Annotated in this window: 12 protein-coding genes and 1 tRNA gene; 4 read left to right on the top strand and 9 right to left on the bottom strand. The window is 36.0% G+C overall.

Features of this window, described 5'->3' with window-relative positions:
* Nucleotides 1–258: 258 nt before the first annotated feature.
* The 4 genes from M886_RS12785 to M886_RS12770 form a co-directional block, all read right to left on the bottom strand.
* Nucleotides 259–666 (bottom strand): DUF1699 family protein, encoded by a 408-nt coding sequence (locus tag M886_RS12785; protein ID WP_011034850.1) that lies wholly within the window; start codon nucleotides 664–666, stop codon nucleotides 259–261.
* A gap of 652 nt (nucleotides 667–1,318) precedes the next feature.
* A tRNA-Gln gene (locus M886_RS12780) sits at nucleotides 1,319–1,391 on the bottom strand.
* 415 nt (nucleotides 1,392–1,806) lie between these two features.
* Nucleotides 1,807–2,208 (bottom strand): hypothetical protein, encoded by a 402-nt coding sequence (locus M886_RS12775; RefSeq protein WP_011034851.1) that lies wholly within the window; start codon nucleotides 2,206–2,208, stop codon nucleotides 1,807–1,809.
* A gap of 50 nt (nucleotides 2,209–2,258) precedes the next feature.
* The gene (locus M886_RS12770) at nucleotides 2,259–2,591 is read right to left on the bottom strand and encodes a DUF2551 domain-containing protein (RefSeq protein ID WP_011034852.1); all 333 of its coding nucleotides are present in this window, start codon (nucleotides 2,589–2,591) and stop codon (nucleotides 2,259–2,261) included.
* 1,145 nt (nucleotides 2,592–3,736) lie between these two features.
* Between M886_RS12770 and M886_RS12765 the strand changes: the two genes are divergently transcribed.
* From M886_RS12765 to pap, 4 genes are all read left to right on the top strand, one after another.
* Complete coding sequence (locus tag M886_RS12765; protein WP_011034853.1) at nucleotides 3,737–4,201, top strand: hypothetical protein; 465 nt, start codon at nucleotides 3,737–3,739, stop codon at nucleotides 4,199–4,201.
* A gap of 1,143 nt (nucleotides 4,202–5,344) precedes the next feature.
* The gene (locus tag M886_RS19355) at nucleotides 5,345–5,473 is read left to right on the top strand and encodes a hypothetical protein (protein ID WP_015412935.1); all 129 of its coding nucleotides are present in this window, start codon (nucleotides 5,345–5,347) and stop codon (nucleotides 5,471–5,473) included.
* Nucleotides 5,474–6,842: 1,369 nt separating this feature from the next.
* Nucleotides 6,843–8,147: an ISNCY family transposase gene (locus tag M886_RS12760; protein WP_048040114.1), complete on the top strand. Its 1,305-nt coding sequence runs from the start codon at nucleotides 6,843–6,845 to the stop codon at nucleotides 8,145–8,147.
* A 525-nt stretch (nucleotides 8,148–8,672) separates the two neighbouring features.
* Nucleotides 8,673–10,184, top strand: a complete 1,512-nt coding sequence (gene pap, locus M886_RS12755; protein ID WP_080932917.1) for a polyphosphate:AMP phosphotransferase — start codon at nucleotides 8,673–8,675, stop codon at nucleotides 10,182–10,184.
* Between the two features lie 157 nt (nucleotides 10,185–10,341).
* On the opposite strand, the gene M886_RS12750 is transcribed toward pap, so the two are convergent.
* The 5 genes from M886_RS12750 to M886_RS12735 all read right to left on the bottom strand — a co-directional run bounded on the left by M886_RS12750 (nucleotide 10,342) and on the right by M886_RS12735 (nucleotide 15,354).
* On the bottom strand, nucleotides 10,342–10,848 hold the full coding sequence (locus M886_RS12750; protein ID WP_048051286.1) for a response regulator: 507 nt from the start codon (nucleotides 10,846–10,848) through the stop codon (nucleotides 10,342–10,344).
* 499 nt (nucleotides 10,849–11,347) lie between these two features.
* Nucleotides 11,348–11,824, bottom strand: a complete 477-nt coding sequence (locus tag M886_RS12745) for a response regulator (protein WP_048048005.1) — start codon at nucleotides 11,822–11,824, stop codon at nucleotides 11,348–11,350.
* A gap of 2 nt (nucleotides 11,825–11,826) precedes the next feature.
* Nucleotides 11,827–13,209 (bottom strand): histidine kinase dimerization/phosphoacceptor domain -containing protein, encoded by a 1,383-nt coding sequence (locus M886_RS19590; protein ID WP_449288742.1) that lies wholly within the window; start codon nucleotides 13,207–13,209, stop codon nucleotides 11,827–11,829.
* A 15-nt stretch (nucleotides 13,210–13,224) separates the two neighbouring features.
* Nucleotides 13,225–14,457 (bottom strand): cache domain-containing protein, encoded by a 1,233-nt coding sequence (locus M886_RS19585; RefSeq protein ID WP_449288741.1) that lies wholly within the window; start codon nucleotides 14,455–14,457, stop codon nucleotides 13,225–13,227.
* Between the two features lie 111 nt (nucleotides 14,458–14,568).
* A complete protein-coding gene (locus M886_RS12735) occupies nucleotides 14,569–15,354 on the bottom strand; it encodes a helix-turn-helix transcriptional regulator (protein WP_048051285.1) in 786 nt (261 codons plus the stop codon).
* Nucleotides 15,355–16,151: the final 797 nt, after the last annotated feature.

Here is a 16,151-nt window from a genome sequence, read left to right as displayed (position 1 = left end):
AGCAAAAATCTGAAAAAGTAAGAATCCAAATCTGAAACATAGAAAGGATTTAAATCTGAAATTTAGTTTTCCGTATTAAAACAGAGTATTCTTGTAAATTGATCTAAATTAAATGTTGAAATTTCTTGGATTTTCAGGAGAGGACTGCTGAAGAAGAGATCCTGCTGGAGAGTATATTTGTAGTTTGTAGTGCGGAATCGATTATCTATACATTCCAATCTCCAGCAGATCTCAGGGATCATACCTTTTCTGTGCAGATCAGGCAGGTATTTCCTTATTCATAATATAAGCAACCATCTCAGGGTTCAGTTTGCTTTCCCTTGAAACTTTTCTCTCTATTTCTTCAGCAGCTTTTCCTTCTGTTTTCATATCTTTTATCTTTTCAATAACCGAGGAAGGAATTGCATAGTATTCGTTTATGTCTTTCCTGTGACCCCAGACATCTCCCTCAAGAAGCTGAACCCTCTGCATCTGAAGGAACATGGCTATGGACTTTGATACCGTGCGTTTGTAGGATTTAGGTAGCTGTACTACCTCAATCCTGGGGCAGGTTTCAACAAGTCCGAAGATATCTTTGTTTGATGGTCTGAAAGCCAGGTGAACAAGACGCTCATTCGGATTAAGTGTAAAGATTTCTTCCCTTGTACTGACTACTCTTATTCTCATGTTTTTCCCCCGCTATAAGCTGTTTTGTGGTTTTACTTTATAATTGTATTATGTTTTTACTTCAGTATTATATTACATATACTTACTATAAATAGTTATCTCATTAAACTAATATTATTTTGATAGTATATGCACCAGTTTACTCATATTGTGAAGGTGAAATGATGATTAAAATGCATTTTACCCTCTAAAAACCGCTTTTAAAGGCTATTTTTTGATTTCTTGATAAGTTTAAACCTAACTTTTGCGAAATATCAAAAGAAAAATATTTAGTTAAACTATGTAAATTATTTAGGTATAATTCCAAAATATTTTTGTATTCTCACAAATTATTTTCGTTTTTTACAGAGACTTGCAGGCAACATTCATGTTTTTCTGCAAGGCACAAAAAGAAAAATACAACAAATTAACGAATAGATAATTAAAAGCAAAAGAAAACAAAAAAGACATAAGAAAGCGAAAGAAAGCCATAAGAAAATAAAAAAATCATAAGAAAGAGAAAGAAAGCCAGAAGAGAGTAAATGCAGCAAAAAAAACTATATGAACGCAAAAAAGTCATAAGAATATCAAAAGATTTTAAGAAACCAGGCGAAGTTTAAAAAAGATAAATTGCTTAAAGTTTGGGATTTAACAGTGTAAATAAAAGTGTGTATAGCCCGGCACGGATTCGAACCGAGGTTGCAGGATCCAGAGTCCCGCATGATTGACCACTACACTACCGGGCTTCGATGATTTTTCGCTGTGGGGCGTGATTCTTGCGCCCTGAAGCGTATCTTCTAAAGGAGGATTTTATATATATAGCTTTCGGCTGGATGCCTGCAGATATGTCAAATGTGCGGCAAAAAATCATCTGATATGAAATTCTGTTGAAAGTTAAATCTATTGAAAAATAACTCTCCTGCGCCTTCTAGAATGAGCAAAATATAATCTAAGGTTGAAAAGTTGATCTAAGGTTAAAAAAGATGATCTAAGGTTAAAAAAGATGATCTAAGGTTAAAAAAGTTGATCTAAGGTTAAAAAAGATGATCTAAGGTTTAAATAGATAATCTCAAGTTAAAAAAGATGATCTAAGATTAAAAAAGATTATCTAAGGTTAAAAAAATAATCTCAGGTTAAAATAAGTAATTCTTTTGGTACAGATCAAAGACTTTCTTCTGGCTGCTCAAGGACAGCGGTCCACCACCAGCGTGCCATATCAATAAGGTCTTTTGAAAACTGGCCTGAAAGTCGATACTCTTTATTTTTGATGGAAATGAGCCCTGCGCCGAGGAGCTTGTTTCTCATTGCATAAAAGGAGGCACGACCTATCTGCAGCTCTTCGAGAACAGCCTTCCATTCATCGGTCCGGATAGCATTACCTGCCGCCTGCCGTTCTTCAACCATTGTAAGAAATTTCCGGCCCCGGACAGCAGTGGCGTCTTCCTGAAAAATACGCCGCATAAGGTTGTAATAAGGGTCCCTTGAATGGCTTACACGGGTATTGGCGTCTGACCGTACAACAATGGTAGTTGCTGTTCTGGGTGCGTTTTTTACAATTGACATTGTCTATCAGAAACCACGTGAAAATGAGAAATGCCGGAATATTGATTTTTTCAGGCTGTGGAGTCATTTATTGTCTTTTCAGGCGATGCAACTATTTTCATAATCAGGTCTATGTATTCCTCTCTCAGGAGATAAACCATGGGGGTTTTATAGGACTCCTTATGTGCTCTCAGTATTCCAAGTTTTGAATGTATATACCCTACCATGGATGCTACTGTATTTCTTGATACATTGTATTTACTTGAAAGCATTTCATGAAGCTCGTCAATAGTTGCTTTCTTTACCTTGATGAAGATACACAGTATAGCCCTTCGATATCCATTGGAATCAACTTCAAGGAATTTCTCTAATCTGGATTTAATTTTAGCTCGGATGGATACCATAATTACCACCTTTACTGATGTAGTAAACTATCTCAGTTATAGCTCTATATATAGGTTTGTAAATTTATTCGTCCTGATGTAAATGGATATTAAAGCTCCTGCTCTTCAGGCAATATTAGGTGCTTCAAGTTTCAACCCTGTGTATGATATGTTCTTTCTTCAATATATCACTTTTTATCATCCATTCACACCGTCTTTGCACCTGGGATTCTCCCGGAATTGGCTTACCTGGAGATCTATCCTTTCATATTTTCCATTTTTAGCTGCCCTGTTTTATAAAGTATTATTCTTATTGTCAGAGCTGAAAAAGTCTTCGAATTTTCTGCCGGAAATTTGAATACTTACACAATATATTTACTTAATAACATTATTATTTTCTTACAATCATATATATTAAACTTGTGTTCAATACTCCAAAATCGATTAAATTTATATTATTGATATAACGCAAAATCCGTTTTTCTGTTTGTCCAGGACATTTTTCAAATCAGTTCTGCGTTCTGCTAGAAGTAGCAAAGCCTTTTCATGCTATTGATTTTTGATTTCACTTTTTCTTAATGGTGTAATAAATCTTTTTCTTCAAGTGAAACCATTACATATAAAAAAGATGTTTAAAAATCTATCGTTGAATAAATTCTCAAAAGTTTTTCTTATTGGATGAGAGACGATTAAAAACAAAAATCTGATATATACTCAAATAAGCTGGCTTAAGTCTTGCAAAAGTAATTTTTAGGAAAACATATAGTTTGTATAAATTTTGAATCCAGAAAAAGTAGATTGTTGGATATGTTGCTTAAGAACGCTTCACCAAAACTAAAAACTATAACTAAAATTTAGGTCAAAAACGTGGAAAAACTATGCAGGTATTGTGTAACTTATTTTTGTTACTATTTTGCTCATAGTGATTTTCTCACCCGGTGTCACTCATACAGAAATTTATGTTGGTGATCAATTAGTTTTATGATTTGTAAAAAGTATGCAAAAAAGTTCTGTTTTTTATTAATACTCCTTAAAAACGAAGAGTATCTATACCCGATTAATATTAATAGGGTTACGACCTTAGACAGAAATCAAAGAGGAATTAACACCATCCTGGAATAAAAAAATTTGCGTTCAGGGGCTCGGCCTCTTCAGGAGCGGACGACATGGAATATAAGTACGACCTCAATGAAAAAGCACTTTACATCGAAGAAAACCGGATACCTGCATACAGCATGGAAAAAAACGAGATTGGCAACTGCACAGGCTGTGACTCCATTCTCATGAGCCTCAGCTATCACACTGCCGAAGAAAATATATTGGTCGTAACAAAATGTGCTTCCTGTGGTGCCTTTTATGCAAATATTTATGATTCCGACTGGAACTGGGTGGATGAGGCTCAGATCTCACTGCTTCCGATCCCGATTCCTATAAGCAACCCTGTGGTTGACAGCTGGGAAGACCTTAAAGCCATACCTATTAAAAAGCTGGAGGCTGTTTTTTCAAAAGGAGAAATAGAAGCTCTTTTTGCCAGGGCAAGAGATAATACTCCGATCCGCCAGTACCTTTACCGGGCCCGCAAAAAATATGGACTTTTTGAAGAAATTTTTAATTTGAAACTGGAATTCTGATTCTGTTACATAAAACTTGTATAAAAATATCTTTTGTGGTATTTCTCAGGTAGAACACTGACAAAAAACTTAGTTTAATATAATAATTAATATTAAGTTACTTGAAATTTAAAAGATTAATTCCCAGATTTGCCATGTAATAACTATGTAATAAAAATTTGTTCAGGGCAAACATGTGCTATAGTTCAAATTCTCACTGTTTATAATTCAAATTCGCACTATTAATTCACTATTAATTCTCCTTTAATGGCAGATCTCTGATACTCGATGAATAAAAATCTGCGTCATCAAAAATTTCCTTTAACAAAAATCTCTCTGACAGTTAATTATTAAACTCCTGTAAGGAAAAAATCTTCTGAAAATCAGATTTCGCTAACAGGTCCCGCCGCTGCTGAATAAAAAACTGTTTATAGCTGCCTGGCAATAACGGATAATCTAACTAAGAAATGAGAATATAACTGAAAAATGAGAATATAATTGAAAAGAGCCTTCCTGATTTAAAGCAAAAATTAAAAGCTCTTGAGATATCGTTTCGCTATGCATAATTACTGTGTTACTGTTATATTATTATCATATTACCGTTAGTTGCTGTTTGTTTTTGAGTAGTGGCTTCAAAAACTGATAATGATAAAATTATTTACAAAATATTTTTATATCCTTCTATATTTTGCCTTATTATATTTTATAGATGCTATTTTTAATATTTTTTATGATTGTTAAGTATTTTTTATCTATATGTTTTAGCATGTTTTTAATTTGAATAGTGTAGAGGTCATGGTACAAATCATAATATATAAAAATACCCTGATATTGTATTATTTTTTTATAAAAAATATATTTTGTTAGTTAATTTTATCGAGTCTATACAAATAAATTAAAAAATAAAAGGAATTCTGTGAAATTAATTTATTGAATTTATAATTTTGCCTAACTTTTTAACTGCTTCTAGATGCTATAATTTATGTTTCCAAACAAAATCTGAATTTTTTAATATTAAACACTCCTTATAATTATCTTTATGCATAACGTCTGCTCTTGATTTAAAAGCCGAACTTTGAGAAAGACCTGCCATAACAGACAGGATATAATGAAAAATTTATTCTTATACCATATGTGAATGAATTTTATCAGAGGTGAAATTTTATGCGAAACACCCAATTTTGTGAACTCGGTTATTCCATGGACTATATGAATACGCCATATTTGACCGATAACCGCCCTATTAACTACGAAACAATAGTAAGGAAAAACAATCCTGAAAAATATGCCTGATTATTCCTACATATTATAAGAACAAGTTATGATAGGATTTTTATTAAGAGGTATTAAGGGTTATATTTGCAAATAGTCAGTTATTTTTAGCTATATTCCATAATTATTTTAAAAAATTTCTTTGGACGATTTTTATTCTATGCGTTTTTGATCTACTTTGAACAAAATAGTCTACACTATCTGATCAAAAAAATATATTATAAATATAGCATAATAATTCAAAATATGTACATAATTGTTTGATATTTTTGCTCAAAATGCCTGTAAAAGTAGTAGTTTAGTATAATATATAATAACCTATAGCTTATTTCTCAGATATTTCTTTACATTAAATCTCTTAAAATATCTATAATTAATATTAGCTTAATTTTTAGCTACTTGATAAACTATATATTCTTATTTTGTAAGTTATGTGCAAAAAATTATATCTATAATTCTTAATATATCTAAAAGCTGACGTCATTCTACTTATATTGATATTAATTACACATATTCAATAATAGTTATTATAAATTAATTCTATATTCTATGATATCTAATTCAAAATATTTTTTAAAAAAGATAATTTTTAATAACATTAATTATTAATCTTATTGTAAGTATATATTATAATGCTTATAAATGAATTAAAGTATTATTAATACATATATTGAATTACGTCTTTTAAATAGTATAATCTTTTAACAGGGGAAAAAGAATGAAATTATGACAGATTATAAAAAATTATATTTCTATATGTGTTATATATGGGAATATAGGTAATTATTTATAAACACACATTATAATATATAATCTTTTTAATGTATTTTTTTTGGAATATTTTGAGATCTGAAATTGATTAATTATATAAAATATATAATATATAGAATATATTGTTTTTTTGAAGATATTTAAAAAAAGCTCAGGTTTGATATGTTAATATCTAACTATATTTATAATTTAACTATTAGTCTCAATAGTGTAGACCAGGCGAGTCAAAATAGCTGTAAAAAGCATATTGGTTAATTAATACTCAGTTTTACTATTTTTTCCTTAAGTTTAATATATAAAATTAAGTTTGGGCATTATCCTTATAAATTGACTGCTTTTTAATGGCTGAAAAATTGCTCTTTATTGTCAGATAGAAAATGTTCTTAAACAAAAATTTTAAGCGCATGTTAATTTGTTTCGTCTCAGATCATCTCAGTCTCAAATAATATCCCTGATGTTTCAGACAATCTCTATTATTTTTTGTATTTTTTATTCAACTCTTTTTATTATCACATTGTTCAATCTGACTCAGTTCCAAAATCTAGTGATAAAAGTAAGTGTAACATCACTACACAAAATTATAATTCTATAATTATGTAATGATGTTACGGCACAAACAATGGTAACTATAAACCTTACTCTTAATAACTTTTCGGAGCTCCCTGCTCTTTTAGACGTTTTTGGTTGTTTTGGAAACAATTATGAATACACTACACAAGGAATTTTTCGTAGAAAAATTCCTCCAGTCTGTTCAATTTGTAATACTCCAATGGTTCATAATGGCTATAACCCCCATACTAAACAAGGTCTTGGAGAAATCAACATTGGTAGATATAAATGCTCAAATTGTGGTCGTACATACGAAGAAGATTATAGTTTTTGGGGAGATCTGAAAGCTTTACTTTTTGATTCATTCAATGATTTCTTCAAGTTACTCAGATACCATAACGTTTCATACGATGGAATTTCTGATATAATGGAATTCATCTATCCAATATCAAGAAGCACTATTTTAAGAGCATTCTACAAAGAAATGGAACAGGAAACTGTTCCATTTTCAGAAAATATACATATGGTACACTATGACGAACAACATCCAAAAGAAGGAAGGTGTCAGAAATACCGTTTAACCTTACTGGATGCAAAAACTCAAACAACGATAGCAGATGAACTTTTTGAAGATAAGAATCCAGAAACTATTAAGGAGTTTCTGCAGAAAAATCTTGATCCATCAGAGCCTGTGTTTATCGTTACGGATTTTGATAAGAGATACCCTGATATATTAAAGGAAATTTTTGGGGATAAGTTAGTCCATCAATATTGTTTGATGCACTTAAACAAGCTTATAGTTAGTGATTTCCCAAAGAATACAACGATTGAACAGGAACTATTGAAGTACAGGTTATTGAATATATTCTACAATCGAGAAAATGAGATTAAATTTCTGGAAAAACTTCTATCTGAAGAACTCAACGTAATTACTAATGAAGAAAAACATCAAGAATGGAGTAAAAAAGCAAAAAAGGAATTTAACCAGTTTAGACATAAATTAAAGCTTAAAAGAAGACGAAAAAAGGAAAATCTCCCACTTAATAGCCTTGAAAAAGCAAAAGATAACTTTGATAAATTAATGCAAAATATAAGGACATATGATGAAACGATTCAAAAAAGATTGTGGATGATCAATAAACACTGGTTAAATCTTACTTTGTTCCATTATCTTCCAGGAGCGCCAGCGACAAATAACCCTATTGAAAGCTATTATTCAAAAAGTCTAAAAACCGACAACAAGAAGCAGTTCAGGACTGACAAAGGAATTGAGAACCAGATTAAACTTACTCAAATGAGAAGGTTAAATTTGCTCAAGAAACCACAAAAGTCATTTCTGGAATTGTTCAGATTATTTAATCCATTTAAGCTTTAGTAATCTATTTTGAGAGAGGAATTAAGGATTATGTAGCGGAGCGTATCGATTTTAGGCAAAAAATAAGTGAAAAATTAAAAGAATAAAAGAATTCTTTGGAATTCATGCCAAAGAAATTGTTTCTCAAGGATTATTACAGTTTATTTGGACGGTTAGCAGAGAAAAATGAAGATTTAAGAAAGGAAAAAATGAGAAATCACTAAATTATGAAATTGTGTCGTTCAATCTGTGTTAAAAATTTAAATAATTGGCGGGAGTATTACATTAGATATTTGTAATAGATGTTTTGTACCAGTGCAATAATCTTAACTTAGCACATTTAATCTTAATTTAGCACATTTATCATTGGCCTGAAAGGCAGATAGGCATGAAAATAATTGGATATAATTATAAACTTTGCACTATATGTTAAATAAAATATATTTTATAATAAAATGATATGTATCAGTTATTTCGTCTGTCTAATATTTCTCCCGATATGGAGAAATGAAAACCATCACTTTAAGAACAGCAGGGGGCTAAAGAATTCTTGAAAATGTTGACCTTTCCCGGGAAATAACTAATGGGGAATACAAGCAGAGTATGAAAACGCTTCAGGTTAAGCTGGGTGAGCTTCAACGGAAGGCATGGGAATTAAAAATACCCATTATAATTGTTTTTGAAGGCTGGCACGCGTCAGGAATGGGAGAGGACATCAACCGTTTCATACTTCCCCTGGACCCGAGAGGCTTTGATTTCCATACGATGAGGAGGCCCTGCTATAAGGAAGAGCTAAAGCCTTTCCTGCTTCATTTCTGGTCCAGGATCCCTGTCAGGGGGAGAATAGGAATTTTTGATCGGAGCTGGTACAGCAGGGCAGTAATTGAGCTATTTGCTAAGGAAAAAAATGAAGATGCTCTCGAAAAAACGCTCGAAGAACTGACCTATTTTGAGCGACAGCTTTCGGATGACGGGTACCTGATACTCAAATTCTTTCTGCATATCAGTGAAAAAGAGCAGAAGGAGCGCTTTAAGGAAATAAAAAAGAGAGGCATACCTCTCATTCTTGAAGAATATAAAGATAAAAACGGGAAAGACCTTGAATTTATTGAAGGCTATGAAGAATACCTGCCTGTTGTTGAAAGGATACTCGAAAGAACCGATGTGCCTTACGCTCCCTGGACAATAATTGAGGCAAATGACAGGAACTTTGCAGTTCTGAAAATAATGTCAAAGGTTGCCGGTGCGATTGAGAAATGCATTGAAAAAGTAACGCGCACACCGGGGGAGCAGACAATAAAATACCTGGACATGGCAAAAGAAAAGCTCCCTGCCCTTGACGGTTCAGTCCTGGAAAAGGTAGACCTGTCAAAAAGTATTACTCTGGAAGAGTACAGAGAATCAAAAAAGCTCTTTCAGGAAAAAATCGAAAACCTTCAGTACGAACTGTTAAAAAGAAAACGTTCTACAGTTGTCGTTTTTGAGGGCTGGGATGCTGCAGGAAAAGGGGGAAATATCCACCGCCTTGTTGAAGAGCTTAACCCGAGGCTTTACAGGGTCGTGCCTGTAGGTTCTCCAAATGATTATGAAAAAGCCCACCAGTACCTCTGGCGCTTCTGTAGTGCAACCCCCATGGCAGGGCACATGACCATTTTTGATAGAAGCTGGTACGGGCGCGTCCTTGTAGAGAGAGTGGAAGGGTTCAGTACGGAAGAAGAATGGGGAAGGGCTTACAGGGAGATAAATGAATTTGAAAAAATACTTTATGACTCAGGAGCAATTATCCTGAAGTTCTGGCTGCATATAGATAAGGAAACCCAGCTGGAACGTTTTGAAAGCCGGCTTACTGACCCGGAGAAACGCTGGAAAATCACGGAAGATGACTGGAGGAACAGGAACCGCTGGGACGATTATGAAATCGCAGTCAATGAAATGCTTCAGAAAACCAGCACCATTGGAGCTCCCTGGATTGTCGTTGAATCAAATGACAAGCGGCACTCCAGAATAAAAGTCCTTAAAACGGTAGCTGAAGCCATTGAAAAAGAACTTGGAACCTGAATGCCCGGGTTGAGCCAGAAAATCATTTTAAGGTTTGAAACCATATTAGAAGCCTGAAATGCTTTTAAAAAGGAAAAAGAAGTATGCTTAAGTATTTAAGCATGTTTAAGTATTTAAGTATATTAAATATCTATTTTGCTTAAATATCGTTTTGCATTCAAAGCCGTTCAGTGCACTTAACGGATTCGGAAAGTTTTTCGGGCGTTTTTTCACTTTTTTTGGGAGCATGTTCAGGGTTTCTTAAGGGATTTTCAGCATTAAGGGAACTTCTTCCATGCTCATTTTTTTCCATCCTCTGTCTGCGCAGGGCCACATCAATGCTCTTTTGCAGGTCTTTTTCATCAAAAGGCTTCACGATATATCCAGAAGGTCCCGTTTTCCAGGCATGTTCCACTATTTTGCTTTCCGAACAGGCAGTCAGGTAAACCACAGGGATGCCAAAGCGTACTTTGATCTCTTTTGCAGCCTCTATCCCGTTCATCTCCCCTTTAAGCATTATATCCATAAGCACAAGGTCAGGAAAGCTGCTTTCCGCTTTATTAATGGCTTCTTCTCCAGAGGAAGCAACGCCTGCCAGTGTGTACCCCAGATTCTTAAGCATGCGCTTTATTCCCATAGCGACAATATATTCGTCTTCGACAATTAGAATTCGTCCTTCTGGCATTCACTACACCTTCGTTTTGTATCCCAGCATCCTGATCGTTTTTATTCCCCGGTTTTCCCTGCTGAAATTGCTCATTTGACAACCAGTACCTTTATCAATCTTTCCATCAGCTGGATACAAAATCCTATCCTCTTCTCAAAAAACGCCCTGTATTACAACTAATAAAAACAAATATAAATTCCTGGCCAAATAAAGATTCATCCCGGATTTTCTTCATATACACCGTTTTTATATTCCAGGAACTATATAGCCTCCCCTCTGCGGTATTGACAGAAGGAAGCAGATTATTTAAGACCCCTGTCCCTGGCAGGACTGACAGGTAATGACAGGGGATACAGGATATTTTAAAGCTATTCAAATTTTTAACCGGGAAAATAGTTTCAGATAAAAAAGACTGCCGGAAGAAAAAAATCCCGCAAAGCAGTTCCAATAAATTTTATAGAATTAATTAAACTTATTGAATGAAAGAAGAACCCCACAGGGAAAAAGGTAATTTACCTTATTTTTTCTCTTCAACTTCTTTGATTTCTCCTTCAATTTCTCCTTCAATTTCCTCTTCTTCAATTTCTCCTTCAATCCCTTCTTCAATGTCCTTTTTTTCTTTCCTGGACCTGTGCAGAGCTATTTCTATATTGCTGTGAAGGTCTTTTTCATCAAACGGCTTCACGATATATCCGGAGGGCCCTGTTTTTTTCACTCTCTCAAGAATATTGCTGTCTGAATAAGCAGTTAGATAGACTATGGGCACATCAAAGCGCTCTTTTATCTCTTTTGCAGCCTCCACGCCGTCAAGTTCACCTTTAAGCATTATGTCCATCAATATGAGATCAGGAAATGTACTTTCGGCTTTGCTTATGGCATCTTTTCCGGATGACGCTACACCTGTAACCGTGTATCCCAGGCTTTTTAGCATACGCTTTATTCCCATAGCAACGATATGTTCGTCTTCAACAATCAAAATTCGTCCTTCTGCCATTCTCACACCCTGGTTTTATACTTCAGCTCCTGAAAAATAATTTTGAACCCGGTTCCCCTGCTGGTATCAAGTTCTATGCTTCCGTTAATCTGGTCAACAAGTGCAGTCACAAGCTGGAGCCCGAGGGAATCCGTATCTCTAAAGTCAAGACCCTCAGGGAAGCCTCTGCCATTGTCCCTTACAATAAGAGTGAGCCTATCCTCTGCTTTTCTGTCCTCTGCTTTTTTATCTTCCTGTAATCTGCTGATACCATTAAAGTCTGTTTTCTCGCTCATAGCCACTTTAGCTTCTGCATTATTATAATTTTCTGTATAAAGATTACCCCTTTCATTTCTGTGCAGCCGGATGCAAATCTCTCCGTCTTCTCCTTTGGAAAAAGCATGTTTAAGAGAGTTTGAAACCAGTTCATTTATAATAATGCCCAGGGGTACCGCAGTGTCCATTCCGAGGAATATGTTTTCAATATCAAGCCTTAGACTTACGTTTCCATCGCCCACGGAATAGGAATGGAAGAGGTAGTCTGAGAGGTCTTTGATATAATCTGCAAAGTCCACACTTACCATATCTTCGGACTGGTAGAGTTTTTCATGCACGAGGGCCATTGACTTGACTCTGTGCTGGCTCTCTATAAAGGCTTCGATTACCTTTTCATCGCTGAAATTGCCTGATTCGAGATAGAGAAGGGTTGAGATTACCTGGAGATTGTTTTTAATCCTGTGGTGGATCTCTTTCTTATGGATCTCTTCTATCTGAAGGAGGGCTTCTTCAGCTTTTTTGTGTTCGGTTACGTCAAGGATAACTCCCTGGAGGTGGACTTCGCATCTCTCATCCCTGTGGATAAACGTTCTTTCATCCACCCAGCGGACCTCTCCGGATCTGGTCAGGACCCTGTACTCCGAATTATAGAGATTACATCCTGACTCCACATTTCTGGCAAGCTCTTCCTGGATCTTTTGAAGGTCTTCCGGATGTATGATATTTTCATAGAAAACTCTCTTTGAAATAAAATCTTCAACTTCATATCCTAAAAGGCTAACATTTTCCGAGACAAATTCCGCAGGCCAGCCTGGTTCGTATTTCCATAAAAACACAATTACAGGACTGTTGTTAATGACCCTTTCCATCTCTTCTTTAAGCTTGTTGGAATGTTCCAGCTCCATTGCATAATCCAGCAGGGCTTTTTCCGCTACTCTCCTCTGCATGGTGATAAGGTCGAGTACCCTTCGAGTCTCTTCGATCCCGTCCGTAAGGAGCTTGAAATCCCCATGCCCGTGCACGGAGATCTCACGCTTAAAATCATAGTTCTGAAAAGCTGTCAGGACAGCATTGGAGTCATCTATAATCATATTGAGGGTCTCGGAGAACTTATCAAGAGTGTCCCCCAATTCCCTGAACTCTCCCTAGACATCCACATTAACCCTTTCTTTTAACTCCCCTTTCGCAAGGGCATTGGTGACCCGTATGGTTTCCCGCACAGGGACAACAACAGCTTTAAGAATCTCATTCAACCCCGTAGGTATCTCCTGAAAATCAACTTCCACATCGGTATTCGCCCTCACATCCAGCTTCCCTTTAACAGCCTCCTGTGCGATATTTTTGAAATCATCAACAATATCATCAATAGGTCTTGTAATTGACCTGGCAATCATATGAGCAAGAGCAGCCATAAACACGATTGAGATGGCAGAGATGATGAGAAGCCGGTCCCTCAGGTCCTTTACTCCGGCAAGCATTTCCTCTTTGGGAACGACAAGCACAAAAGAAAAATCTCCTGTTTTTACGGGCTCGTAAAACATTATCACGGTTTTGCCTGTTATAGGGTCCTTAATTTCAACATGCCCTCCTATCCCCTCGCGGATGTCAGATGCAGCATTTTTTATCTCTTCCACATCAAAGTCAGAGAGGCTTTTTTCTCCAATCCAGTTTTTCTGTGTGGGATGAGAGAGAAAAATTCCCGTATTGCTTACCATGAAAGCATATCCGGTATCAAAAGTGCGTATACTGCTTGCTACCTCGTCCACGTACTCAAGAGGGACGTCCACACCTGCTATCCCTGCAAATTCCCCGTTTTTAAAAATAGGGGAGTCATAACTTACCATGAATATTCCTTCATAAAAATAAGGTTCTGTCAGGGTATCTTTTCCGGTTGTTTTTGGAAGCTGGTAATAATCAGAGGAATCATAATGGACAAGAGGTTCGATGATCACAGGTCCATTGATTTTGTTGCAGTAAGGTACAAACCTGCCTGTTGAATCGTGCCCTGGAGCATTAATATAGTTTTTATCCCTGCCGTCAAAAGCATCCGGCTCATAACCCAGATAGACGCCTATCAGCTGTGGGTTCTCGTTAAGTATCCTTTTGATAATGCTCATTGCCTCTTCCCTGTCCTGGGATCCGTACTCAGCCATGGTGCAGGCAAGTGTCCTTGCAATAGCCTGGTTTGCCTCCATCTGTGCATCAAACTGATTTGCATAATTGCCTGCCATCTCGATAGATTTCTCATATGCAAGCTTTTCTTCCTGAGAGGTCACGGTCCCTATTATAACAGCAGTGGATACGGCAAGGATAAGGAAAACTCCAACAACAATAAAAATAACCAGCTTGGGTTTCAGGGGGACATTTTTTAACCTCATATTACTGGACTCCCGCAAATCAGGGTTCTGGGAAAGATTCAGCATGGGACGCTAACCAGCTGCTTTAAAAATCCGGGGAAATTCTGGGGGATTAAATAATTTGAAGGGGAATTAAATATCTGTGACTTTTCTGGCTGACTTTTTATAATGCTTGAAAAGCTCCCTGCCCCAGCAAAGGGCACTTTCATCAAAGCTCATCACCTTTCTGTGGTCATATTTCCCCTGCCTGTCGAAAAGGCAAAGGTACATGAAACGGTCAGTAACGACGATGGTAGGAATATTGAGGCTTTCTCCACAGACCATTACGGTTGTGTTTTCGGACTCGAGGAGAGACCTGAGCTCGTCGGGGGTCTCATTTTTCAGCCTCTCAAACACGGATTCTGTCAGTACGAGTTCAACTTCGGCTTTGCTCTTTGCAAGTTTTGAATAAAGCGAAGGGTAAAGGGGATGATAATATGAAAGGGAACTCAGGATGCTCCTGGATTTCATAATGTTTTCCGTAAACTCCCTCGGAAGGTCAAAAAGGTGGTTCAGGTCAGGTTCAATCACCATACACTCCCCAAGCTCTCCAAGGCGCATGAACAGGTCGTGGGGTATGGCGCTCACATCACGGCTTGCCCAGTATTCCTTGTTTTCCTCGATAACCTCAAGGGTATTCAGGAGAGGGAGCATGTTCCCTACAACCAGTGTCCCGATGTCAGAAAGCTCGTAGGTATTTCCATTCTGGAGAATTAACCCCTGCTTATTCAGGATCTTTATCTGGGGCATCATTGCTTTGGAATTTACGTTGAGTGACGTCTTTATCTGCTCAATGTCCCTTGGTCCTTCCATAAGCAAAAGGAGGAGGTTTTTTCTTTTTTCAGAAAGCCATATAGTATCACATAAAGAGGAGCTCATTGCTAGTTCTTACTATAAATAAACTTTTATTAATATGTTATGTCTCGTATTTCCGGTAGACTAAAAATTAACTGAGTGCCAGTTTAACTGGAATTGCTGTTAAACAATCCCTCCAATTTCGAGGATTTTAAGCCTTTCAAAAAATTTAATGACATCAAAAACTCCTGCGTGAGAAGATTATCCTTTTACTCTTTCCTTTACATGAGAGTTTTGACAGGGCATTACAGGTTGGGCTAAATATTATTGAGACAATAAAACTATTCAGGCGCAGAAAAACAAAACGGTAAAAGCACATTTAACGCGGTAAAAATGTGCATAATCTAAAATTGGCCGGAGTATCGGCCGGAAAAAATGGCAAGAATAAATGCTGTCGCATCCTCAAAATGAGAACCTAAAAATGAGAACCTAAAATGAGAAACCTCCATTGAAGGAATAAAATCAGTTCCGGAAAATTAAATACGAGGAACAAAAAGAAGCAGGCCGATAGCTGATATCTAATGGCGGTCAGCTTTCGTTACTGCTTCTTATTCTGCAATTGCATTACGAGTGTCCCGGGAGAGTAGCAGGTGGGAATGCTATTCTCTTCAGGGCTCTCAAAAACTATTCTCAAAAGACAATACTTTTTTCAGGATTTATCTGTAGTTTCAGGTTATTGATCCGGATTTATTCTGCTTTTTCTGAGTTGTTCGAAATTAATGCCTGTTCTTTTTCATATTTTAAAATTTAAAGTATTTATCTTTCTAATCTACCTTTACAATTTAGTTCGCCAGTTTAAAATCTGATCTTTTCAGATTCAA

Source organism: Methanosarcina soligelidi (assembly GCF_000744315.1).
Classification (GTDB): domain Archaea; phylum Halobacteriota; class Methanosarcinia; order Methanosarcinales; family Methanosarcinaceae; genus Methanosarcina; species Methanosarcina mazei.
The sequence above is the reverse complement of the archived record's forward strand: the minus strand, read 5'-3'. Positions and strand labels throughout refer to the sequence as shown.

Bases quoted from the DNA above. Each gene is read 5' to 3' on its own strand.
- M886_RS12785 (WP_011034850.1), bottom strand. From the start codon at position 666: ATGAGAATAAGAGTAGTCAGTACAAGGGAAGAAATCTTTACACTTAAT.
- M886_RS12775 (WP_011034851.1), bottom strand. From the start codon at position 2,208: ATGTCAATTGTAAAAAACGCACCCAGAACAGCAACTACCATTGTTGTA.
- M886_RS12770 (WP_011034852.1), bottom strand. From the start codon at position 2,591: ATGGTATCCATCCGAGCTAAAATTAAATCCAGATTAGAGAAATTCCTT.
- M886_RS12765 (WP_011034853.1), top strand. From the start codon at position 3,737: ATGGAATATAAGTACGACCTCAATGAAAAAGCACTTTACATCGAAGAA.
- M886_RS19355 (WP_015412935.1), top strand. From the start codon at position 5,345: ATGCGAAACACCCAATTTTGTGAACTCGGTTATTCCATGGACTATATG.
- M886_RS12760 (WP_048040114.1), top strand. From the start codon at position 6,843: ATGGTAACTATAAACCTTACTCTTAATAACTTTTCGGAGCTCCCTGCT.
- M886_RS12750 (WP_048051286.1), bottom strand. From the start codon at position 10,848: ATGCCAGAAGGACGAATTCTAATTGTCGAAGACGAATATATTGTCGCT.
- M886_RS12745 (WP_048048005.1), bottom strand. From the start codon at position 11,824: ATGGCAGAAGGACGAATTTTGATTGTTGAAGACGAACATATCGTTGCT.
- M886_RS19585 (WP_449288741.1), bottom strand. From the start codon at position 14,457: ATGAGGTTAAAAAATGTCCCCCTGAAACCCAAGCTGGTTATTTTTATT.
- M886_RS12735 (WP_048051285.1), bottom strand. From the start codon at position 15,354: ATGAGCTCCTCTTTATGTGATACTATATGGCTTTCTGAAAAAAGAAAA.